The organism is Arenibacter aquaticus, from assembly GCF_003957295.1.
In the GTDB taxonomy this organism is placed as follows: Bacteria; Bacteroidota; Bacteroidia; order Flavobacteriales; family Flavobacteriaceae; genus Arenibacter; species Arenibacter aquaticus.
Window position 1 is genome coordinate 42803 of the sequence record NZ_RQPJ01000003.1, and the last position, 24643, is coordinate 67445.

Genomic DNA, 24643 nt, shown 5'->3' on the forward strand with positions numbered 1-24643 from the left:
TAATAGTTGACTCAGAGTTTAATTAATATAAGCTTGTACACTTGAGGAATATCGCGATCTATCCTCAAAAAATGTAATTGCATGTAGTAAACAAAGGATATGCCAAGGATAATACAAAATACAACATAAAAAACATAAGCAACTAATTACCAGACTTTAAAAACAAAACCAAAGAATCATGGAAGAAGGAGATACTGGGTAATTTTGTACCAGATGGGGCGTTTTTACCCAATAAAAATTCCACCTTTATTATATCCATACAAGAGCTTTTAAAGGCACTGTTCCTATAACGGTCCAGCACCCTTCCTATTTTTAAATAGTAGATATCCCTTGTAAAACCTTAATTATTACTAAACATACTTACCTTCACACTGTTGAAGTTCATAAAGCCTTATCCAGTGTATTCCAATTCTTAGCACAATTTATAAATAAAAGATTCAACCAGCAGGGTAGTTATATTGGTTTAGTGATAACGGGCAACACTAGTTTATAGACCTATTACCTAATTCTATTGCTGCCACTAATATAGGGCTATTTTTATTTCAATGGATCTTAAGCCATTCGGTTTGTATCATTTTTGGTATAAAGGATTTATCTTTGGCCCCTTGGTCTTTAAGTAGTTGTTTAGAGCCCTAAGTTCTGTTTTCAACTCGTCCAGTTTAGCTGGATTTTGTTGCACCAGATTATTGGTTTCCGATATATCAGATTTAATATTATAAAGTTCATACTCATCCTTTTCATAGAAGTAAATGAGTTTCCAATCCCCTTTTCTTAGGGCCTGTCCAGGGGTCCAGCCACTGCCATGATAATGGGGATAATCCCATAGCAAAACCTTGTGATGTTCGTGTTTCCTATTGTCCATCAACGCTTTAAGACTTAACCCATCTATGTGTAATGTTGGCTTTAGTGGTAGATCCAAAACTTCCAAAATGGTTGGAAAAAAATCCATGCTAATAACCGGAGTATCAATACTCTTGTGTTCACTTGATCCTGGCTTTTTAATAATTAATGGAACCCGTATACCTCCTTCATAGGCCCAACCTTTTCCTGCCCTCAATGGTCTAACACTTGTTGGTGCTATTCTATTGTTTTTTAAAGTAGACAAACCTCCATTGTCCGAAGTAAAAATTATTAAGGTATCCTCCATTAAATTAAGCGCTTCCAGTTTATCCAAGAGTCTTCCTACATTTTCATCCATAGCATAAATCATTGAGGCATATTCGGGATTATATTGATTCAGCACTGTCTTACCAGAGCCCTCAATTTCCAATTGAGGAATACTATCCTGCAGCTTCTTTTGTTTAGTCTTAAATTTTCCCAAATATCTCTTACAAGCTTGTATGGGTGTATGCACCGTATAATAGGAAAGATATAGTAAAAAGGGATCATCTTTATTGTTTTCCAAAAAATCAATGGATTCATTGGTAAGTCTGTCGGTAAGATATTCGCCTACAGCTCCATCCTTTAATCTGGGGTTCTTGTAGGGTGAATAATAACCTCCCGGAGGACTACCTTTGTGGTGCCCTCCTTTATTAATATCAAAACCTTGGTCTTCAGGGAAAAAATGAAGGTCACCCAAATGCCATTTTCCAGCAAAAAAAGTTTTATATCCTTCATCTTTTAAGCTTTCTGCAAAGGTTACCTCTTCCAAAGGCAGTTCATATAAATCATTAGGCCCCAACAGAGGTTTGTTCTTGGGGTCGTAACCTGGTATCCAATCGGTTATACCAATTCTTGACGGATACCTGCCTGTCAAGATTGCTGCCCTAGTTGGAGAACAAACCGGATTAGGGGTATAAGCACTTGTAAAAACAGACCCCATTGCTGCTAGGCGGTCTATATTGGGCGACTCATAAAAGTCACTGCCATAGCAGGATAAATCTTTCCATCCCAAATCATCGACCAATATAAACACTACGTTTTTTTTCTTGGTTAGTTCTTGATTTGAACTTATAGAATTGTCTTTACCTCTTTTACAGCTCAGGCAACTGCTTAAAATGAACAATAATAAAATTAATATTCTCATTTAGGAATGGTTTAAGAAATAGGTATTACAGCTCAAAAAGATACGTCAATATTTAATAATCTTGCACACCACCAATCTTCATTTGGTTCAAAACCTCTATAACCTAACTTCTTGCCTTGGGCTTTCATAGTCGGCATCATCCTACATAATGCCCAATTACCCCGTTTATGGGTCATTTATGTACCGCATTTCAGATCCTGCTTAGGCAAATTGAATACCCCCCTATCAACCGTTCAACCAATTTTATACCGTAGCTATTGGCAATGTAAAATTTTAGGGCGATAAGATTGATCTAAAACAAATCTATTCTGATACCAACTCTACCCCTTTAAAAACCTCCCTCTGCCAATTTTTAAGTTTCCTACCCAACCGCCTTACTATTTTGGGATGATTTTGGGCTACATTGTTTTTTTCAGAAATATCCGTTGATAGGTTAAACAACTCTATAGTTTCCTCAGATGCTGTTTTTAGGGTCACAAGTTTCCAATTAGAACTTCGAATGGCATTCTTATTACCAAAACTCCAAAATAAATCTCGCTTCGGAAGGGGTCCGTCAGACAGTAGATGGTTCTTTATACTTATTCCATCTATGATCTTACTTTGTGGGACTTCATCAATAAAATCGAGAAAGGTTGGAAGAAAGTCCATAGTGAGTACAGGCTGTTCACTCACCCTTCCTGCCTCAAATTTTGAAGGATACCAAGCAATGGCCGGAACACGATGTCCACCTTCGTACAAGCCGGCTTTATATCCTCTTAAGATACCATTACTGCCATTTTGTGAGGCTCCGTTATCAGAACAGAAAATTACAATGGTATTCCTATCAAGTCCCGTTTCCTTCAGTTTTTTCATGATCTGCCCTACACCCTCATCCAAAACCTCCACCATTTCCTTGTAGATACCCCTTATGCTATCTACAGGAACTGGATCTGTACCTTTTTCACCTACTCTACGAAGCACCTTATCTATTCTTCGTTGGTAGGGGTAATGCGGGGACTCATGAGGTAGGTATAGAAAAAATGGTTTTCCTGTTTCCTTAGGGTTATTTCTATCTATAAAATTCAAACCATATTCGGTTATCAAATCTGTGGTATACCCTTTATCATCCTTAATTTTAGTGTTGTCCCACCAATCAAAATATCCCTCTTGGTCTATATGGGCATGGTAATCTACATTACCACTAACAAATCCCTTAAACTGATCAAAACCCTGTAAAGAGGGGTTGAATCTAGCATCATAGCCCAAGTGCCATTTCCCAAAAATTCCAGTATTATAACCGTATTTTTTCAGTTCATCGGCAATTGTCACTTCGGCGATAGCCAAACCTACCTCTCTGTGGCTGGCAGCCGTAATTACGCCACCAACCCCTGTGCGCTGCTGATACTTTCCCGTTAATAGTGCTGCCCGGGTGGGACTGCACACGGCTCCGTTGGAATGGAAGTCGGTAAACTTAATGCCCTCCTTCGCCAACCTATCTATATTTGGGGTATTAATGTATGTGTTACCATAACTGGAGATATCTCCATACCCAAGATCATCTGCCATGATAATAATAAAATTAGGCCTGCTTCCAGTATTATTATTATCTAATTTATTTTCCTGCGCCACCGCGAAATGCAACGCACATAGTATACCCATTAAAAGGTATAAGGCTTTGTTTCTTCTTTTATTCATTTTTGCTCCTCTAATATTTTTGATTACTAGTCCTCTATTATCATATTATTTGGTTCCAAAAAAGTTATCTTTTGGCATCATCCAAAAGCGCTAAAAGTTCTTCTACCACTTCTGGATACTCACTATAGACATTATTAGTCTCTCTTGGATCCTCTGATAAATTGTATAAGGTTGCGTTTGGCTGATTATTTTCTGGCTTAATTATATCCGGCTTGGTGAAACCTCCAGAACCAAGAGAGGTTGTAAGTTTCCATTGGCCCTTCCGAATTGCAAAAAAACCATTTAAGGAATGGTGAACGGTGTAATCCCGAATCTGATTTTGGGCTTCTCCGGTTAGGGCAGGTAACATATCATAACTATCCTCACCCGCTCCCTTTGGCAGATCCTCACCTAATATCCCGGATAATGTAGCCAACAAATCGGTAGTACACAGTACTTGATCTGAAACACTACCAGGCTTTATTTTTCCAGGCCATCTTGCTATAAAGGGAATGCGATGTCCGCCTTCATAAATATCAGCTTTCTGACCACGATATATATAATTGGCACGGTGTTCAAAAATTTCTTTATCCTCCTTGGTCCAATTTGAACCGTTGTCCGAAGTGACAATAATTAAGGTGTTGTTAGCCTTACCTGATTCTTCCAAAGCTTTTAATACGGTACCCACTGTATTATCTACAAGTGTTACAAAATCACCATAACGACCCGCATTCGATTTTCCATTCACCTCCTCGGTTGGAAGCCAGGGAGTATGAGGGGCTGTTAAAGGGAAATAAAGGAAAAAAGGTTCTTCTACATTCTTTTGTTCCGCTATATAATTTGCCGCTTTATAGGTAAGATGGTCCATTACCTTATTAAAATTAAAGTTAGGAGCAACTTCTCCCGGTCGCCAAAATACCCCTCTCCCGTCCTTATCCTGACTTTTTCCCTTGGTATAGGCCGTAGGCAATTCCGTAGCTTTTTCATTCTCCAAATACAGGTATGGAGTCATATCCAAAGAGGATGGGATAATATAAGAGTAGTCAAAACCTAAAGTATTTGGGCCACTTACCTTCTTGCTAAAATCTACATTGCTATCTGCTCCTTCTTCAAAAACCTTGTCCCATTCATACTTGGCAATGGGTTTGTCTGGATTTTTTGCTTGCCATCCCAATCCCAAATGCCACTTACCAATACAAGCTGTATTATAGCCGTTATCTTGCAGGAAGGAGGCCACCGTAGTACGATCGTTTTCAATAAGTGGTGGATCATAACCCCACAATACCCCTTCTTTTAATCTACTCCTCCAAGCATATCGTCCTGTGAGTATACCATAACGTGTGGGGGTACATACCGCGGAATTGGAATGTGCATCCGTAAAATATATTCCCTGCTCTACAATTTTATCCATAAAAGGTGTTCGTATACCTGAATTCTGATTGAGAGAAGACAAATCACCATACCCCATATCATCGGCCAAGATATAGACTATATTTGGTCTATTATTCTCTGTCTTATCCTCCCCCGATGATTTCTTTGAGGTTTTTAAAGCACAAGAAACCAACATCATAAATAAACAAGCAACCAAGAGCCACTGTTTATATACAAAATTGCCAATACTATCATTTGTTTGCATAATTCAATTTTTGATATTTAATTTAATTGGAGATATATAGTACATACTCATAAATAGGCCTATTCCAAAGTAGCCCTATACATAAGAGCCTATTATAAACCAACCAAGGGTATCTATAACAATAGAGACCCTTGGTGGCATTATAACTAAATAAGGTTCTGGTCTTAAAATTTAATGTTAATATCCAGGGTTCTGCTCTTGGAGGTTGGCATTGTTAGAGAACTCCACCAAGGGTATGGGATATAGAAAATAAGACTTTCCGGTTATTGGATGAGTAATTAACCTATTACTTGGAAATGTTAGTTCTCCTTTAATATCCATTTGAAATTGGATTCTTTCCTGTAATATGCCCCATCTATTTAGATCAAAATAGCGTTTGCTCTCAAAGGCTAGCTCTATCCTTCGCTCCTTCCTTAGTGCTTCCCTAAATTCCTGTTGTGTGGTTAGCGACAAGGCATCATGCGCACCAAGGTCTGCATTGACCCTTACTTCGTTCAAAAGATCAAAAGCCTCTCCATTGGGGGTGTATCCAATCTCATTCAATGCTTCCGCCCGCATTAACAACACATCGGCATATCGTATAATTGGAAAGTTCCATGTACTTTGCGTAATAGGTTGATCAACTTCATTAAAAAACTTATTTACATATAATAAGCTACCCTTGGGTTGGTCGGGGAACAAGAAATTATCTAGATCGTAGTGGGCAAGGGTTACATCTTTACGGCTATCCCCTGGCTCATATTCTTGAACAATACCATTGCCAGAGGACAAACTACCGCCTTCCCCGTTCCAAGTATCATCGGTGGGCAAATTTGCTGCACCACCTTGTAGATCTGGTGGGGAAAATGTGCTACGTGTATTAATGGTAGTAGCTCCGGTCTCACCTCCATATTGTACTTCAAAAATAGTACCAGGACCATTTTCTTGGGAGCCGTTGAAATTATCTGCATAATTTTCCAAAAGACGACCATTTCCAATAATTTCGGTGGTATTTGAAACCACCCCTTCCCATTCTTCCAATTCAAGGTTTACTGTGGCCAATAAAGCCAAAGCTGCGTACTTGGTTGGTCTACCTACTTCTTTTCCGCTTCCCCCAGTATATTCTGTTGGCAGAAGGGATATTGCATCGCCCAGATCCAGTTTTATCTGGGTATAAATCTCGGCAATGGAAGATCTAGGTAATTCGGCTTCTGCAGGTGTTTTTATTTCTGCTAGCAGTAATGGCACACCACCATAAAACCTTACCAAGTTAAAATAGTAATAAGCGCGCATAAACTTGCTTTGCCCCTCTATTAAATTCCTCATTTCATCACTAGAGAACGTTTCAACCAATTGCATTCGTTCCAAAACGGTATTGGCTCTGGTTATACCGCGGTAATGATTTTCCCAGGTGGTTTCAATAAGGCCAAATGCTTCATCAATATTAAAAATATCCGATTCGGTTTCCTTACGCCAGGTCCACGTATCATCACTTGACCTGCCCGCTAGCTGCACCATGGTACCTCCTGAATAAATGCTTTGTAAGGGTTGAAAAATACCATTAACCCCTGTAATAAGCCCTTCTTCAGTTGACAGTAAGTCGTCCAAGGCAACTTGCCCTTCGGGCTCCGGTTCCAAAATTTTACTACAATTGTAGAATAATATTCCTATTAATATTAGACCTATATATTTTATATAATTATTCATCTTATCTTTTTTTACGTTAAAAACCGACTTTCACTCCTAAGTTAAATTGCCTAGTATTAGGATATGGGGTATAATCTATACCCGCAGATAAAAGGCTTTCCCTACTAGAGGCCTCTGGATCCAAACCACTGTATTTAGTAAACGTCAATAGATTGGTAGCCGATACTGTAAATTGAGCGTTATTAATAAAAGAAGTCTCAAATATCTTGCTTGGAAGGTCATAGGTCAAGGCAACGTTCTTTAGCCTTAAGAAACTGGCATCCTCCAAAAAGCGAGTAGATGCCAAGGTAGCCAAGGTAGTGGTAGTACCTCCCTGTGAAGGCCTGGGTGCCGTTGCCGTTGGATTGTCAGGAGTCCAAAAATCTGCCGCCTCAGCAAAATTCTGAACAAAAGGAACCCCTCTTGAAAATAAGTTTCTAGCTGTGTTATAGAGTTTATTTCCCGTTGCAAAATTCATAAAAACAGACAATGAAAGATTCTTATAAGAAAAAGTATTGTCCAATCCTCCAATAAACTTTGGGTGCGGGTTTCCTACAAAAGCTCTATCTCCCGCATCCAATAGCCCATTATTATTAAGATCCTTGTATTTTGGATCACCAGGAACGGCATTAAACCAAGTAGCTGCCTCTGCTTCTTCGCCCAATTGCCAAATACCGTCATAAACGTACATATTAAATGCTCCTACTGGTCGTCCGGCCACGGTTAAATTTGTTGGTACATTGGATAATGGAATATTCTGGCCTGGTATTTCCAAGGGCTCACCCGCAGAATTGCTGCCTATATCCAAAACTTCATTCTTATTATAAGCAATATTGAAATCTGTTGACCATTAAAATTTTCCTGTAAGGTTTCTAGTGAATATAGCGAACTCGATTCCTGAATTTCGTACCGAACCAATATTTACTATGGGAGGATTGGGTACCCCTGCTGTCAAGGCAATTGGATTTTGGATCAAAAGATCTTCCGACTTTTTATCGTAATAATCTATGGTACCGCTTATTCTGCTCTTGAAGAAGGCAAAGTCTACGCCAATGTCCAATTGTTTGTTGGCTTCCCATTGCAGGGAAGGATTTCCAATATTAGATGCAGAATTACCAACCACAACCGTATTACCAAAAACATAAGGCGTAGAGGCTGCTCTGGTTATAAACTCAAAATTACCAATGTTCTGATTCCCTGTAAGTCCGTAACTCACCCTAAATTTCAGATCATTTAAAACCGTACTATTCTTTAAAAAGTCTTCCTGCGAAACCCTCCAAGCAACTGAGGCCGAAGGAAATACACCATATCGCTTATCAGGTCCAAAACGGGAAGATCCGTCACGTCTAACCGTAGCGGTCAATAAATACTTGTCATCAAATCCATAATTTAACCTTGCAAATGTAGAGGCCAATCCCCCTTTTACATTACTACCTGTACTATTAAAACTGGTCTGGTTTGATAGCTGATTTAAAGCGTTATCAATTGTTCCTGTTCCAAATGCCGACGTCCTGCGCAATAGAAATTGCTGTGCCGATACCCCAAGCAATAATTTAAAGTTGTGTTTATTTAATTGCTTGGTATAATCCAAAGTGGCATCTGCTACCCAGTTGGTATCGCTGTTATTGGATACTGTTACTGAACCCTGGTTATTGATCATTCGCCCAATTTCATAAATGGGAGAATAGGTATACCCCTCAACACGGACTAAATCACCACCAAAATTAGTGTTGAAGAAAAGCCCTTCCATTAGTTTTATATTGGTTTGAAAATTCCCAAGCAACCTTGTAGTGTTCAATTCCCTGGTAGGCAACAAAAGAGGTACCAAAGGATTGGAATTAGCTCCAAAATACGGAGCAGATGAAGTTTCTATATTGGCCAGTTCCCCATTTTCATCATATGCTGGTGTGTAACTGTGATGGTACACAAACCCTCTATAACCTGTTGCTCCCCAGCTATCGCCTTGTGAATAGTTTTGAGGCTGATAACTTCCTGTTATATTAGTGCTTATTTTAAGCCAGTCATTAACTTGTGAACTTAAATTTGTCCTTAAAGAATAGGTTTGAAGGTCGGTATTCAATAATATACCTTTGCGATTCTGATACGAGGCCGAAGCCGAATATTGGGTGTTTTCTGTTCCTCCTGAATAGTTAAAATTATGTATTTGACGTATGCCGGTTCTCGTTCCAAGCTCTTGCCAATCGTTATCCACTTGCCATATAGGGTTGCTAGGATCATCATAAACCGCAGTACTTCTGTTTGAATTTTTAAAAGCTTCAACAAAAAGTAATCTTTGTTGCTCGGTTGACATTACGTCATAGCGTTCTGAAATATGCTCTACACTGAAATCTGTACTATAGGTTAACTGAGGTTTGCCCACAGTACCCTTTTTTGTGGTAATAATTACTACACCATTGGCCGCCCTAGATCCATAGATAGCAGTTGCAGAGGCATCCTTCAAAATATCTATAGACGATATATCCTTGGGGTTTATTGTAGAAAAACTTGCGCTGATCAATGGAACACCATCTACAACTATTAATGGATCATTACTACCTGTCACGGATCCAACACCACGGATCGCTATTTGAAACTTACCTTCCAAATCTCCACCAGATTGCCTAATTTGAACTCCACTACTACGTCCTTGCAGGGCATCTGAAAAATTTGCAGTAGGTCTGCTTTGTAATTTCTCCTCAGAAATATTGGAAACGGCTCCTGTTATATCAGACTTTTTCTGAACACCGTAGCCAACCACCACTACCTCATCCAACCCTGCAGCACTTTCTTCCAAGGTGATATTCACAGTTGTTTGTCCGTTTACGGCAACTTCCTTTTTGGCGTATCCTATGTAAGATACTTCCAAAACAGCATCTTCCTTTTCTACTTCAATTGAAAAATTGCCATCAAAATCGGCCGTAACCCCATTGGTGGTACCTTTTTCGACTACATTGGCCCCAGGTAAGGGAGTGCCCGTATTATCTGTCACTGTACCAACGACCATCATTTGTGGCGTGGTTTCCTCTATAGGGACTGTTGAATCATCTGTTGACCCAACTGCTCGGCGACCCTTCAAGAATATTTGTTTGTCTACCACATTATGGGTGGTCCTTGTATTGCCAAATATCCTTTCGAGTATACTGGTAACCAATTCCTTATTGGCCTTAACACTTACACGACGATCTAAGTCCACCTCCTTTATTTGATATACAAAATGGAAATCGGTCTTACTTTCAATTTCATCAATGAGCCTTTCCACCGTTACATTATCAAGGTCCAATGTTATCTTGGTACGCTGTGCATAAGACGATTTGGCCTGCATGGTAAACAGTACCAGAAACATAAATAACATACTGATTTTCATCTTTAAACTGAGTTTAAGCAATGGGTACGACCATCTCTTTTGGTCAAGAATTTTTTTCATACTTTTATAATGTTTGATTGTGGTTATACATAGGTTTAATCACTATTGGCTATCGGGAAATGGTGACGCATTTTCCGATTTTTTTTGCTGTTTATAGTGACATGGCGGTTGTTTTTAATGTTTCATAGGCAGTGTTTGTTTTTGTTTAGTTTACAATTATTTGGTTGTCATTAATTATCATATAATCAATACCGTACTCTCCTTTAAAATAGTCCAGTATTTTATAGATGGGCATTTCTCCAAAACTGGCATTGAAGGTTGCAGAAGTCAGTTTTGAATTCTTATTTATAATCTCCACGTCGTAGTGACGCTCCAACTTTTTTAGAATGTTTTCAAAGGTCGTATTTCTAAAGACCAACACTCCCTTTACCCAAGAGGTATAAATACTGGTAACCACGGGCTGGGTGGTAATATTGCCTTGGGTATTATCGTAGCTTCCCTTTGTTCCAGGGCTCAGTACCGTTCCGTCCTTGTCCTCCAACAATTCTGTACCTGTGTACATACCTACAGACCCTTCTACAAGTACCACTTCTTTTACTTTATCTTCAGGATAGGCAGAAACATTGAACTTGGTTCCAAAAACTCTTATGCTCAAATCGGTGGCATCTACAATAAACGGGTTCTCCGTATCCTTTGCTACCTCCAAAAAGGCTTCACCGGTTAAGTAAACCCTTCGCTCTTTCCCCTTTATAAATTTTACAGGGTATTTTAATGAAGAGCCAGAATTTAAATAGGCTACGGAGCCATCGGATAATTTAAGTTCAAAATGTTTACCGTAGGGCACATGAAGGGTATTGTACTGCTCTTTTCCAGAAGCTGCATTGTTGTTATGGGCATATTGTAACTGACCACCTACTTGCGAACCGATTACGTTACCCTCCGAATCCATCACTTGGGATGAACCATCTTCGGATATAACTTTAATATTACCATCTTCCAATTCCAAGGTTACAAAATTTTCTTTGGGCTTCAACTCCGATGCAGTTGGTTGGTTTGATAATTCCTCGTTTACCAGATATCCCAATGTCATGGATAAAATCACGACTGCAGCATACCTCACTATTTTTTTAAAGTTTAACCTTACCAAAACTCCCTTATCCTTCTTGATCTTATCAAGTAAAAGTCGCTTTGACTTTTCGGTATCGTAATTTTTCATGTTACTGTCCAGTCTATAATTTAAATCCACGTAATCATTAAACAATTGGTCATTGGCCGGCTTTTTTAACTTTACCTCCAATTCATCCAACTCCTTTGCAGAGATAGATGCAGTAATGTATTTTACTATTAGTTTGTGGATTTTTTTTGCTTTCATTCGTTATGCAATTCACATTTATACGAAGCCATATTAAGAAACCCTTATTATTTTCACATTTTTTTTCATATTTGCCATTGTACACATGTAAATTACCACCAGACCAACGTATGAAGAGGAATTTTAAAAACCAAACTGTCCTTATAGAGGGGTTAAAAAAAGGTAAGGAAGATGCTTATGTATATTTAGTTGAACACTATCATAACCAACTATGTATTTATGCCAATAGCCTTATTCGCGATGATCTATTGGCTGAAGATATTGTTCAAAACGTATTTGTACAGGTCTGGGAAAAGCGTAACCAACTAAAACATGACTTCTCCTTGGAAAACTATTTGTACAAGTCTGTTCATAATAAATTTATAGACCAGTATAGAAAAGGCAAGGCCGTAATGGCTTTAGAGAAAAAGTATATCGCCGCCTTGGAGTTGGCAGTTGAGGAAAAGGATGAAGTTCAAGAGCAAAAAATAATAAACATACTTTTCGAAGCCATTCAGGAATTACCCCCTAAATGCCAGCAGATTTTTTTAATGAGCAAAAAAGAAGGCCTAACCAATATAGAAATATCGGAATATCTAAACATATCCAAAAAGACCGTGGAGGGGCAAATCACCAAAGCCTTCTGCATACTTAGGGAGAAATTGGGCAAGAAATATGAGCTAATTATGTTGCTCGTTTTTGGAAGGGAAACCAAGAGCTTGCTTTAAGTGCCAATATGCCCTTGCATTCATTTAAACCGAGGTATTTATTTACCTCCAAGACCATTTTCATACCTCCTTTTCTTTTAGTTAGAAAGTTGACAAAGTTCAAACTCATGTTCAACTATCCAGGTAATTCAAGATAATTATCTACTTAGACTACGGTCTACGCAAATAGAAAAGGTTTCTTGGTACTGCCATTTGTTTACTATATTTTGCCTTATTGTACAACTAAATTTTACTGTACACACAAGGCAAAAAAAATGACTGCTGCTAATACTAGATACTCCTAATTATGCAAATTTACAGATCTTTAAGCCCTATATATTCCAATCTTCTTTGTACTTCCGGCTCTTCCAATACTTTTTGGTTTACTTGCGATTTAACAATATTAAAATCGTAGGCATATTGGCAATCCTTCATCAATACTATAGAATTTAATATTAACAGTGCCTCTGCCCCATCATTGGAATTATACAAGGCCTTGGTCATAACCTCAACCGGATCCTGAAATCGTATCAACCCCAAAAACTCTGCTGCCCTAACCTTGTTGATCAGTTCACTATCATGGATTGCTATTTCCGCAGCTTGCCCTGCAAATTCTTTGGCCTCCATACCAAAAGCACTGCAGTTTATCAATGCCCAATACCGTTCCCATGGGTCGGAGGAATGTAGGCCTTTGGCTATTTTTGATTTTGCCTTTTCAAAATCCAACAACATCAGATTGGCAGTTTTTATATACTTCTTTATGTCCTTCTTATGCCTTTGCCCAAAAGCCACTGGGTTATCAAAGGCGTTTTTAATCAAGAAGAATTCCGGATAGAAGGAAAGATCTGGCATTTTGGATACTCGGCTGTTCAAATTGGCCCTCAATTCTTTTAGGATATTTTGATATTCCGCTTTATTTGCCAAATTGTTTGTCTCATATGGGTCGGCTTCAAGGTCATACAATTCCTCTGGTTGTTTGGGTTCAAAGAACCTAGCTTGCACCGTGTTTAATTTGTTGGCTTCATATAAATCATGCCATTGCTGATACCCCAATTGTTTATACCTATAATTGTTCATCAAACCATCAAAATTAAATGGTTGATAATTTCTGGTGTACTTAAATTTTCCTTTTCTAACAGCACGTACCATGTCATATTTCTCATCAAAACGATCGGCATAGCTAAAGGTTTCCTTACGTTTCTCCAAGTCCGTGACCGATACGCCCTTTCCTAAAAATGGCTTCCCATCCATCCCCTTAGGGACCTTTAATCCGGCAAGATTCAATACGGTAACGCCAAAATCCACGAAACTCACAAAGGCATCATTTGTAGATCCCACCTCTGCCGGAGCCAAATGTCTGTATTCATCTGGAATATGTACCACTAAAGGCACATGTACGCCCATTTCATTGATATAACCTTTGCTTCCCGGAAGTACCCCTCCGTGATCTCCGTAATAAAATATAAATGTATTTTTTAAAAGACCGTCTTTTTTTAGCTCGGCCACTACCGCACCCAATTCGGCATCCATCTGTTTTATCTTATCGTGGTACCGAGCATTGGAATATTTGAATAATTCGGTCTGAGGGTGATTGGGCTGCACAAACATGGATGCCATATCGGTTTCAGTGCCCTTCCTCATTTCTTCCTCGGTAAAATGAAGTCGGCTCTCATGGGTGGTGCCTATATTTTGAACATGAAAAAAGGGTTGATTTCCTTCCCTATTTCTCCAAGAAGCCTTTGAAGAAGATTCGTCCCAAACATTATTGGCCTTGACCACATTATAATCCTCCTTGGCATTATTGGTAGTATAATACCCCGCCCTTCTTAAATAGGCCGGGAACATCTCCACTCCATCCGGTGTGGGAACCTTTTTTATTTTTCTATGGTAATGTGTAGCCAACCGTGGCCCATAGGACGAAGTTATCAAGGTTGATCTTGCCGCACTGCAAACTGGTGTATTGGAAAAAGCACGACTAAATAGTATTCCATGATTCGCCAATTTCTCAATATTGGGCGTTTCAGCTCCGTGCTCATCAAACAATTTAAGGTAATGCTTGGAGTTATCCTCAGAAACTATCCACACAATATTTGGCCTATTTTGTTGCTGCCCAAAAGCCACTGAAACTACTCCTAATTTAAATATTAAGAGAACCACTAAATATTTATATCTCATGTAAAAAAAAAAAATTACTTTATTCCAGGCAATTTAATCATCTTGAACAAAAAACCTTTTTAATCTATGGTTTTATTTGCTGATCAAAGTCCATATTCAACTTTGCCCTTTTAGATCCTGATCAAAATTAGTCTTATAAAAGGTATTAAACCTCAGGGCAAGCCCTGAACCCAATAAGCCGAAAAAGACGGGATTAATTCAATTTTCAGTGCGTCTTACTGACTTCTCAAAATTGAGTTTCGCTAATAAAATATGGCCTATAGGGATACAGTAATTATAGACAGCTTTTTATCTTCAAGATTGGTTAACCATTGTATTACCAAGGTTTCGGATCAACCCATACCGCCTATTACCCCTTAATTGCTGCCTCAAGAATTCTTATAGGTCTTTTAATCGGATATTACGATACTCCACCTTCATTGGAGGTCCAACATGCACCTGAACGCCCAAGTGACCTTTCATGGTCCTATTTACGGTATCTTCATCTATAACTTCGCTCATTAGTATACCATTTACATAATGCTGTAATGTATTTCCCTTGATAATAAGATGTACCTCGTTCCAATCCTCACTTTTGATTTTCGATTTTAGTTCATCAGAATCCCCCAATGAGGCCACTACCTCTCTACTCTGCCAAGCATTCTTGGCTACATTGGCTCGCAAGGAGCCTGGCGTATCTGGATTATCCTGTGAACTTATAATTGCTTTTTCCCCTCTATAAGCCAAGGTTGTCCGTTTTTTTTCTTCGTAGTTCTGACCCGTATACCGTACTTTTCCATCTATATCTGCCTGATAACCACGTAAGGCAAAAGGAATATTCTCTAACTTTTCACTGCGATAGTTTATACCACTATTGCCAGCTTCTGCGATTCGGAACTCGAGCTTTAACTCAAAATCATCTGGTTGGTCACCTTTCCAGATTATAAAAGTATTGTTCTTTAATTTGGTGCTAGGTGTTACTTCACCAACCAAATTACCATTCTCTACACGCCAGTACTTGGGGTCTCCTTCCCAACCATCCAAGGATTTACCATCAAATATTGGAATAAAACCGTCTTGATCGGTTTCTGTTTGTACAACTTCTTGTGCTATTTTATTTTCTTTTTTTTCCTTACAAGCATTTAATCCCATGATAAAAATTAATGCCAAAACCGACTGTGTCCTTAAATTCATCTTTTGTTTTTTTATTGTTTGTTGTAGTAAATATAGAGTCCGTCCTTACCGGCCACTATGATATCTTTGCTTCCAGTTCCCTTTAAATCCGTTACGCTGAAATACACTCCAGTGCCTTTACCTTTTCCATAAGGTCCATAATCTATAAATTGTTTGCTGAAACGCTCCCCATTCCATTGAAAATAATAAAGTCCCAAATCATCATTTCCTCCCGGGTCCTTACCGTTATGGGCCCTGTAACGTTTGCCGGTAATCAATTCTTTTTGTCCGTCTCCATTCAAGTCTTCCCATTCCATACTGTGGTACTGGGAATTATAGGGGTCAATGGCGTGCTTAATCCATTTTGATGTTCCTTTTTTGGTGGTATTCATTTGCTCATACCAATGAAGTCCGTAACCATGTCCTTGTCCTACAATAAGATCGGGGCGTCCATCTTTATTTACATCGCTAACGATTAGGGGCACGCTGGCGGTTCCCAAATCAAATTCTTGATGAAACACCCAGTCCCCATTAAAGGGATCTTTAGGTCCTTGAAGCCAGCCATTGGAAACAACCATATCTCCCCTACCATCTCCATTTATATCTCCAAACCCCAAGCCGTGTCCGTGTTTCCCATAAATGGCATGCTTGCTAAATGTACCGCTACCTTTCCTATCCCCATCCAATATCAATCGATAGATTACCAATGAATCATTGGGAGTATTGGGAATAATTTCAACGATACCATCACCATCAATATCCCAAGAACGGGTACTTTCTATATTCCCTGCCATGGCTATGGTATGTTCTTGCCACTGACTTCCGTCGCCCGGGTTTTGTTTCCATACCAGTTGCTTTCCAAACCAACCCCCGGTAATGAAATCTGTATAACCATCACCATTTACATCCAAGGGAATGGTTGAAAAATCGTCATAGTATTCCCCATAGCGTTTGGCCGATCCTATATAAAATCGATTTCTATAATCCGGACCTTCATACCAGTAGGCACCGGACACTATGTCTTTTACTCCATCGTTATTTACGTCAAAAACCCCTACAGTTTCATAACTCTCCGATGCAATCTGACTTTTTTCAAATTTCATAGGGGCTGTTTGGGCCAATCCTATTCCCGAGAACAGACATATCCCCAGGACAAAAAAATGTAATGGAATACCTTGGACCAAAAAAGTAAAAGCTGGAGTTACGCATTTTAATCGTACGTATCTACCAGCTTTGTATAATACTTTGACCATGTTAGTTATTGGCCTCTTTATAAATGGGACTATCAGGATCTCCTCCCGCCGCCAAATAAGCCAGTAAATCCTTAAGTTCTTCGGCATTAAGTCTGTTCACAGTACCAGGAGGCATCCAGGATATACTAGAATGTTTGGTACCGGTTACCTGATCTTTAGGGATTTCACGGGTTAGATCCGGAGCGTATGGGTTTTGTGATACCACGTAACTATCTTCTGTTTCGTTCATCAACCTACCTACGACCGATTTACCATCTTTTAAAGTGTAAACGATGGAATTATATTGATCTGAAATCACATCATTAGGCTCTATAATTGCCTTGAGCATATCTTCAGGTGAAAACCTTGTACCCAATTGTGTAAGGTCAGGCCCAATGTTCGCTCCCTCACCCCGCATGCTATGGCAAGTTATACAAGTTGTAGCTGCAAACATATTTTTACCATTTTCATAATCTCTTCCCTCTAAACCGTCGGCAAGTAGCGGTTCTATGTCTTCTACCTTCCAGCTTTTACCTGGTCCCTTGGGCTGTACCGCGTTACTCACCAGTGCATTGCCCGAACTGGTCAATAAATCTGCTCCGGATAGCTTATCATAGTAATCAAACTTATCCTTGGGTACGTGGGTCAAGGCTTTTTTCCTGGCTTTATCTATAAAGCCTATATAACTTCTTCCTGCCTTAAAGGTAAAGGCCTTTTTAAACCAATTAAAGTACTTTTCCCTTAGTGCTGGAGTCCAACCTTTTTCAACATCGGCTATAACCATACCGTAATAGGTATGTTGGGCAGGAGGCATATTCTTAAGGGTAAGGGCTATGTCCATACCATATTGTGGATTTCTCAAGATTAAATCCGATGCTTCTGTGGCAGAATTGGCCATAACATCGGTATTTTCCCCTTCTTTGGATTCCAATAATGCCAAGGTTTTACTAACCACCGTTGGATCGTTCAAAAAGGCCAAGGTCTTGCTTAGCAACTGGTTCATTACATCGGTCTTAGCCGGATATAACGGTGATAGATAATTAATAACCTTGTTCTTTAAGCTAGCTGCTGGCACCCCGAAACGGGCAAGCGTCAATTCAAAGGCACGAAGCAAATCAACTTGATGCTGTGGAGAAAGGGCCTTAAGGTCTACTCCCAACAAGGCATTGATTAATTTGGGCTGATGGGACTTAGACCCATGGCGCGCTAGGGCTATAACTCCTTGTGCCAAAGTTACGGGATCTTTTTCCGTATAAACCTTATTCTGCCATTCACTCAATGGTTGGTGTTCTATAGCCACTCTAGCAGCGTATTGAATAAATCTATCTTCATTGTTCAAATAAGGCCAGGCAAAATCCACTGCCCCCTCTTTGGGACCGGAATGATAGGTTTCCAACTCCCTTCTAATTTTATTCCCTTCCGTGAGTTCGGTTTTATCAGTGGCCGCCGTAACAGACTCATCGCCTACATAATGAACCCTATAAAGGTCAGAATCCAACCTTCGCCCTCCTGTCATAAAATACATGGCACCATCAGGACCAATTACACCGTCGGTCAAAGGTAAAGGTATCCCGGACAAAAATTCCTCCCTTTCGCCCTCATAGGAGGACCCATTGGGTTGTAGATGAATAGCGTAAATAATTCCAAAACTCCAATCGAAGGCATAGATACTCTTCTGGTAACGCACTGGAAATTTAGCCCCTCTTCCGTATACCACGTTGGTAGGAGACCCCTGACCAATGTTCAAAACCGGGGAGAGATTATCAGGATAGGCAGGAGACCATTTACCGTTACCTGTACGCCATCCAAATTCACTACCACTGGTTACATGACATATACGGGTAGGACGATACCAAGGCATACCCAGATCCCATTCCATATCGGAATCGTAAACAAACATATCTCCTTGGTCATTAAAATCCAAGTCAAAAGGATTCCTAAAACCGGCACTTACCAGTTCCCAACGTTTTCCTTCAGGATCTATATTGGCAATCCAACCTGCAGGTGCGCCCCTTCTATTGGCATGACCACGAGGATCTTTGACTTCTGGAAAAAGATTGTCATTTTGCCAAACTTTGGGCAAACGATAGGCATCCATTTCTGGAAGATCTGTGTGATTACCGGCGATCACATATAGGGATTCGCCATCAGGGCTTAAAACAATGCTATGTGGACCATGTTCCCCTGCCCCGTTCAGAGACTTCAGAAGACTAATTTTATCGTATTGGTCATCATTGTCCGTGTCCTGTAGTCGATAAAGACCACTAGTCTTTTCAAATTCATCATTTCCACGGTGGTTAACCATTACATAAAGACTATTAAAGGCATAGAGCAAACCTTGGGCGTACCCCATTTGAATAATCGAATCGGCCACTGTTTCCCCTGTCTGTATTTTTAACTTTTCTATTTTGGGTTGTAGCTCTTCGGAACCAATAGCAGGTATTTCCATTCTATACAATGCTCCGTATTGGTCAGCGGTAATCAATCGATCTTTATTGTCGAAAGTCATGGCTACCCATGAGCCTTGGTCGTTATCGGCCGGGCTATAGAGATGTTCGGCCTTAAAGCCAGGCTGTAATTTAAGCTTCGCCAATTTTGGATCTTGCTCTTGGTTACCGGCCGTGTCCATTTTCTTGGAATCCTCACATGAAATGGACAGCAGCACGGTAACAATAAGTACGACAAATAGTCTCGTCATAATGTTTGGTTTTTGATTAGGTGAGCTAATTTAATTAAAAATTCGGGTTTAGAAAGTCACAAACAATAGAAGTAGTTTTATAATATAACAAATCAGCGACAACGTGTAATACCTAATAATATCTGCGAAAAGCATTTCAATAAATTAAAAAAGGAACAATAGTTACCCATTGCTCCTTTTGCAAACAACTAACAAACTCAAACTTTTAACCCTCTTGCAACACCTTTACATTTCTTGAACTCTTTGAAATGGCTATCCAAAAAATAATGGTAATACCAAGTGTAATTAAAGCTCCGCCCATATAGGATATGTCAATGGCCAAATTAAAGCCTTCAGGGGCAATTAATATATAGGTACTGCATACCATGGTCATAAAAATAGCGGGCAAAAATGTTATCCAAAAGAATTTATTGGCATGCAATAAATAAGCAGTTATGGTCCAAAGAACTACCGTGGCCAAGGTTTGATTGCTCCAAGCAAAATAACGCCAAATAATACCAAAATCTATCTGGGTAAGTGCAAAAGCAACGATAAACAAGGGCAAACTTAGGTAAAGCCTGTTTTTAATCTTCTTTTGATCTGTTTTAAGGATATCGGCAAGAATCAATCGAGCCGACCTAAAAGCAGTGTCCCCGGATGTAATGGGGGCCGCAACAATACCCAATATAGCTAGTATCCCCCCTATCCTGCCCAACATATTTAATGATATTTCATTGGCTGCCCAAGCTGCATTATTGCCATTGGCAAACATAGCCTCATTGAGCGATTCCACATTACCGAAAAAAGTCATGGCTGCGGCAGCCCATATCAATGCAACGATTCCCTCGGTAATCATGGTGCCATAAAAAATTCTTCTGCCCTGGCTCTCATTCTTCATACAACGCGCCATTAAAGGGGATTGTGTGGCATGAAAACCTGAAATAGCACCACAGGCTATGGTGACGAACAATATTGGAAACAATGGTGTTTCTTCCGGATTGTTTGTCATATTATGAAGATTCCCTGGAACAATTTCCGGTATGTGATAGTCTCCCAAAAAAAGCGCCGCAAGTAAGCCCACGGCCATCAGTAGCATGGCAAGGCCGAAAACAGGATACAACTTACCTATCATTTTATCTATTGGCAATAAAGTGGAGAGTATATAATAGACCAATATTATCCCTACCCAAACCCAAAGGTTCCACATATTTCCGGTCATCCCATCTATGATCTTGGCAGGCCCCATTAGAAAAACAGTACCTACAAACAGTAATAGGATTATAGTAAAGAACCGCATAAAGTGCTTCATTTGGGGACCAAGATATATACCTACCACCTCACTTATACTTAGGCCATTGTGCCGTACAGACAGCATCCCTGAAAAGTAATCGTGTACCGCCCCCGCAAAAATGCTTCCCAACACAATCCAAAGAAAAGCCGCAGGTCCGAACATGGCTCCGGCAATAGCGCCAAAAATAGGTCCCAATCCCGCTATATTTAGAAATTGAATCAGAAAAATCCTCCAAGTAGGCAAAGGCATATAATCTATATCATCACGTAAACTTTCGGCCGGGGTGGGACGATCTTTTTCTACACCAAATATCCGCTCCATTACTTTTCCATAGGTGAAATAGCCCAATATTAAAACAAGGATAGCGGTTACAAATGAAATCATCTTTTAAATATTAAATTACTCTACAATTTGTCCTTTGGACACCAAAACCTCCTTTAGTTTGGTATAGTCCACTTCTTGAACGGCTGAATTCTGATCAATGGCCAAGACGGCGGCAGCAGCAGCTGATTGCCCCAGTATCATAAATACAGGCTCCATTCTGATAGACCCAAAAGCAATATGGCTAGAAGATACACAAACGGGAACCAATAGGTTCTTACAATCTTCTTTTTTAGGTACCAATGAACCGTAGGAGATAGTATAAGGTCCGTTGGTACTTACTCCTATATCTCCCTCGTTCTGCACAAAACCATCGGGCTTTACATAGCGCTGCACATTATGGGAATCCATGGTATAAGATCCCATTCCAATAGGCTTGGGCGTAGGGCTCTTCTTCAACAATTCGTTCTCTGTCATCACAAACTCCCCTATCATTCGCCTTGCTTCCCTAACATAAATCTGATGTGGCCAGTTGCCATTATCCTTAAACTCATCCTTGGAGAGTCCCCATTGCTGCATTTTGGTCTGTATATCTTCAGGAACCCTAGGATCATTGGCTACGAACCATAGTAAACCTTTTTGATAATTTTCATGCTCCTCAATAATCTCTTTTCTTCTCTCATAACTAGCCTCTGGATAATCGTAATTCATCCCTATATTATCACTACTAAAGGGACCGTGATTATTGGTGTCTGTCTTATGGTTGGGAATAGGATCAAATTTGTTGAACCATTCTTTCCAACCGTGTTCAAACACCCTTGCCAATAGCTCATACTGCATAGGATCATACCCTTCAGGTTTTGGAAATGGCACTCTATTTTCCGGATGATTGGTCATACACATCCTAAAACAATAGGCTTGGATCTTGTCATCCCCACTATACTTCTCCCCCGGATCCTCCCCGGATACCCTAGGTAACAATCCGCTAGATGGGTCTCCAGGAACTACATATGGTGAAATATCAGATTCAAACCAGTGATTATGGTGCAAGACACCGGTTTGAACTCCATTCCATTCCTCCCCGTATACATCCTTTCCTTCTCGCCCCACATGATAGCTTACACCTGCGGAGGCCATAAGATCACCTTCATAAGTAGCATCCAAAAATACAGCTCCTTTATAGGTCTTTCCTGACAGGGTGGTAATAGACGTTATTCTACCGTCCTCCATTACTACGCCGTTTTCCCTATCCAACCACTCATCCCTATCAACACGGATCTTCTCTTCTGCCACCATATCCTCAAAAACCTGTTCGGCTACATGAGGTTCAAAAATCCACATGGTCCTATTTTCCCCGTCCATTGCAGGGGTACCTTGGCCTTTATTGCCGTATTCCTCCTTTTTCTGCCAGTTCCAGGCCTCTTCAGTATTATAATGTTTCCATACTCTATGGTAGAATTCACGGGACAATCCCCCAATTACACTTTTATCACCTGTATCGGTAAACCCCAAACCTCCAGAAGACAATCCTCCCAAATGCTTATCAGGAGATACTACAATAACCGACTTCCCCGAGCGTTTTGCTTCTACGGCAGCAGAAATGGCCGCAGAGGTACCACCATAAATAACAATATCCGCCATGTTTTCATCTTTGGGCGGCTTACTATCCTTACAGCTGCTAAAAAGGCCAGATACGATAACCATCAATATCACATAACCCATGTACTTTACTTTATAACCCATTGTTTTAAATTTATAAAATTATTAATGTCTATACTTTATATTTCCTATTATTTTGATGAGTTGCCTTGCACAATAGCAGCTAACGCTCCACTAAGTTCATGCGCCCTCCTCGGCAAACTGTCTATAAGATTATGTGCTTCCGAGAGGTCATTTTCCAGATTGTACAATTCTCCTTTACCCATGTTGGCACCATTGGGCTCTATATATTTCCATTTACCCATTCGCAATCCTTTATCCCCTCTTCCTGATTGGACAACTACAGAGGTTCTAATAGCTACTTCATCATCCCCTTTTAAAACGGGCAACAAATTATAGCTATCTATCCCCTCATTTTCTTTTAAATCAAAATCCAATACTGCGGCAAGGGTAGCCATAATATCATTTAAGGCAAAAAGCTCTTTAGAAATAGTATTGGCCGGAATATTTCCTGGCCATCGGGCAATAAAAGGTGTCCTAACACCACCCTCCCATACGGTTTGTTTGGTCCCTCTTAATTTTCCATTTGGGTTGTGAACTTGCTGATCGGCAACTTTTACCTCCATCTCCTTTAAATTGTTACTCACCTTAGAAAAGTCTGTTTCCCTACTTGTGGCAGTAAAAGTAGACCCGTTATCACTGGCAAATAGTACCAAAGTATTATCGCTTAGCTGTAAGCTATCCAGCGTTTTTAAAAGCTTTCCAATGTAAAAATCCAATTCGTGAACATAGTCTCCATAGAGTCCGGCATCGGTTGACCCTATAAAATTATCACTTACGGCCAATGGAATATGAGGTACGTAAGGAGCATAATAAAGAAAAAATGGGTTGTCTTTATCTTTATCCACGTGGTCCGTCAAAAATTGTGTGCTCCTATCCGTAATAAAAGAGAGGTACTGCTCTCTGGGGAATAGCTTTAAATGCTCCTTGTTCTGTGCAGCATCCACGTTATAGTAGTCGTGCTCCAGAATCCCCATAATCTTATTGCCCTCCAATACCCAGCATTCACTTGCACAACTGAATCCCAGCCAATGCTCAAATCCATGGTCCACAGGACCGCCACTGACCGGTCTGCTCAGATCTATATTGGCCCCATTGTTATCTGCTTTAAACTTGCCATAACCTACTGGTTTCTTCCCGTCCATTGTAGGGAAGCTTGCCCCTAAATGCCATTTGCCATAACCTGCGGTTGTATATCCCTTCTTTTCTAGCATTTGCATAAGGGTAAGTTGATCGGGTTCAATCAAAGACGGCTCATAATTGGACATGACCCCAGATTTCTTCCTACTTCTAAAAGGATAAGTCCCGGTCATCAATGCAAATCGGGATGGGGAACATACCGAAACCGGACAATAAGCATCGGTCAGCCTTATGCCCCCCATAGCCAATTTATCAAGGTTGGGGGTTGGAATCAACGAATTTGGATTGTATATCCCAAGGTCACCATAGCCCAAGTCATCGGCCAAGATTAAAACAATATTGGGATGGGCTTGTTTGGTGTTTTTATCTTGGCCACATGAAAGCAACAACAACCCTAACACCATAAGCAGACACCTAAAAGGAAACGTCTTCCCCATGGAGTGGTAATGGCCATCCTTTCGCCAGCATTGTAGCAGTAACCTCCTTTGAAAATATGGTAACATCATAATACTCTGTGGTATAAACTGATAATAT

The 24643-nt window shown here is 40.0% G+C and carries 15 protein-coding genes; 1 reads left to right on the plus strand and 14 read right to left on the minus strand.

The annotated features are described in order from the left end of the window. Positions 1-571: 571 nt before the first annotated feature. From EHW67_RS07450 to EHW67_RS07480, 7 genes are all read right to left on the minus strand, one after another. Complete coding sequence (locus tag EHW67_RS07450; protein WP_126161752.1) at positions 572-2026, minus strand: sulfatase; 1455 nt, start codon at positions 2024-2026, stop codon at positions 572-574. Positions 2027-2329: 303 nt separating this feature from the next. Then, entirely contained in the window at positions 2330-3700 is a 1371-nt protein-coding gene (locus EHW67_RS07455) for a sulfatase-like hydrolase/transferase (RefSeq protein WP_202911928.1), read from the minus strand. Positions 3701-3764: 64 nt separating this feature from the next. Further along, positions 3765-5315, minus strand: coding sequence for a sulfatase family protein (locus EHW67_RS07460; RefSeq protein ID WP_126161753.1), 1551 nt, complete (start codon positions 5313-5315; stop codon positions 3765-3767). 177 nt (positions 5316-5492) lie between these two features. After that, positions 5493-7001, minus strand: coding sequence for a RagB/SusD family nutrient uptake outer membrane protein (locus tag EHW67_RS07465; RefSeq protein ID WP_126161754.1), 1509 nt, complete (start codon positions 6999-7001; stop codon positions 5493-5495). Between the two features lie 16 nt (positions 7002-7017). After that, positions 7018-7788 carry a SusC/RagA family TonB-linked outer membrane protein gene (locus tag EHW67_RS07470; protein ID WP_126161755.1) on the minus strand — a complete coding sequence of 257 codons (771 nt, stop codon included), beginning with the start codon at positions 7786-7788 and terminating at the stop codon, positions 7018-7020. Positions 7789-7830: 42 nt separating this feature from the next. Further along, entirely contained in the window at positions 7831-10404 is a 2574-nt protein-coding gene (locus tag EHW67_RS07475) for a SusC/RagA family TonB-linked outer membrane protein (RefSeq protein ID WP_126161756.1), read from the minus strand. A gap of 145 nt (positions 10405-10549) precedes the next feature. Beyond that, positions 10550-11716, minus strand: a complete 1167-nt coding sequence (locus EHW67_RS07480) for a FecR family protein (RefSeq protein WP_126161757.1) — start codon at positions 11714-11716, stop codon at positions 10550-10552. 110 nt (positions 11717-11826) lie between these two features. Here EHW67_RS07480 and EHW67_RS07485 point away from each other — a divergent pair, with 110 nt between their 5' ends. Further along, entirely contained in the window at positions 11827-12423 is a 597-nt protein-coding gene (locus EHW67_RS07485; RefSeq protein ID WP_126161758.1) for an RNA polymerase sigma factor, read from the plus strand. A 294-nt stretch (positions 12424-12717) separates the two neighbouring features. On the opposite strand, the gene EHW67_RS07490 is transcribed toward EHW67_RS07485, so the two are convergent. The 7 genes from EHW67_RS07490 to EHW67_RS07520 form a co-directional block, all read right to left on the minus strand. After that, on the minus strand, positions 12718-14577 hold the full coding sequence (locus EHW67_RS07490; RefSeq protein WP_126161759.1) for a sulfatase family protein: 1860 nt from the start codon (positions 14575-14577) through the stop codon (positions 12718-12720). 378 nt (positions 14578-14955) lie between these two features. Next, positions 14956-15750, minus strand: coding sequence for a 3-keto-disaccharide hydrolase (locus tag EHW67_RS07495; protein ID WP_126161760.1), 795 nt, complete (start codon positions 15748-15750; stop codon positions 14956-14958). A gap of 11 nt (positions 15751-15761) precedes the next feature. Further along, complete coding sequence (locus EHW67_RS07500) at positions 15762-16832, minus strand: FG-GAP repeat domain-containing protein (protein WP_126161761.1); 1071 nt, start codon at positions 16830-16832, stop codon at positions 15762-15764. Between the two features lie 151 nt (positions 16833-16983). Beyond that, entirely contained in the window at positions 16984-19659 is a 2676-nt protein-coding gene (locus tag EHW67_RS07505) for a c-type cytochrome (RefSeq protein WP_126161762.1), read from the minus strand. 205 nt (positions 19660-19864) lie between these two features. Beyond that, positions 19865-21313, minus strand: coding sequence for a carbon starvation CstA family protein (locus tag EHW67_RS07510; protein ID WP_126161763.1), 1449 nt, complete (start codon positions 21311-21313; stop codon positions 19865-19867). Between the two features lie 15 nt (positions 21314-21328). Continuing rightward, a complete protein-coding gene (locus tag EHW67_RS07515; RefSeq protein WP_238389866.1) occupies positions 21329-22993 on the minus strand; it encodes an FAD-dependent oxidoreductase in 1665 nt (554 codons plus the stop codon). A 47-nt stretch (positions 22994-23040) separates the two neighbouring features. Beyond that, positions 23041-24615, minus strand: coding sequence for a sulfatase family protein (locus EHW67_RS07520; protein ID WP_158285096.1), 1575 nt, complete (start codon positions 24613-24615; stop codon positions 23041-23043). Between the last annotated feature and the right edge of the window lie 28 nt (positions 24616-24643).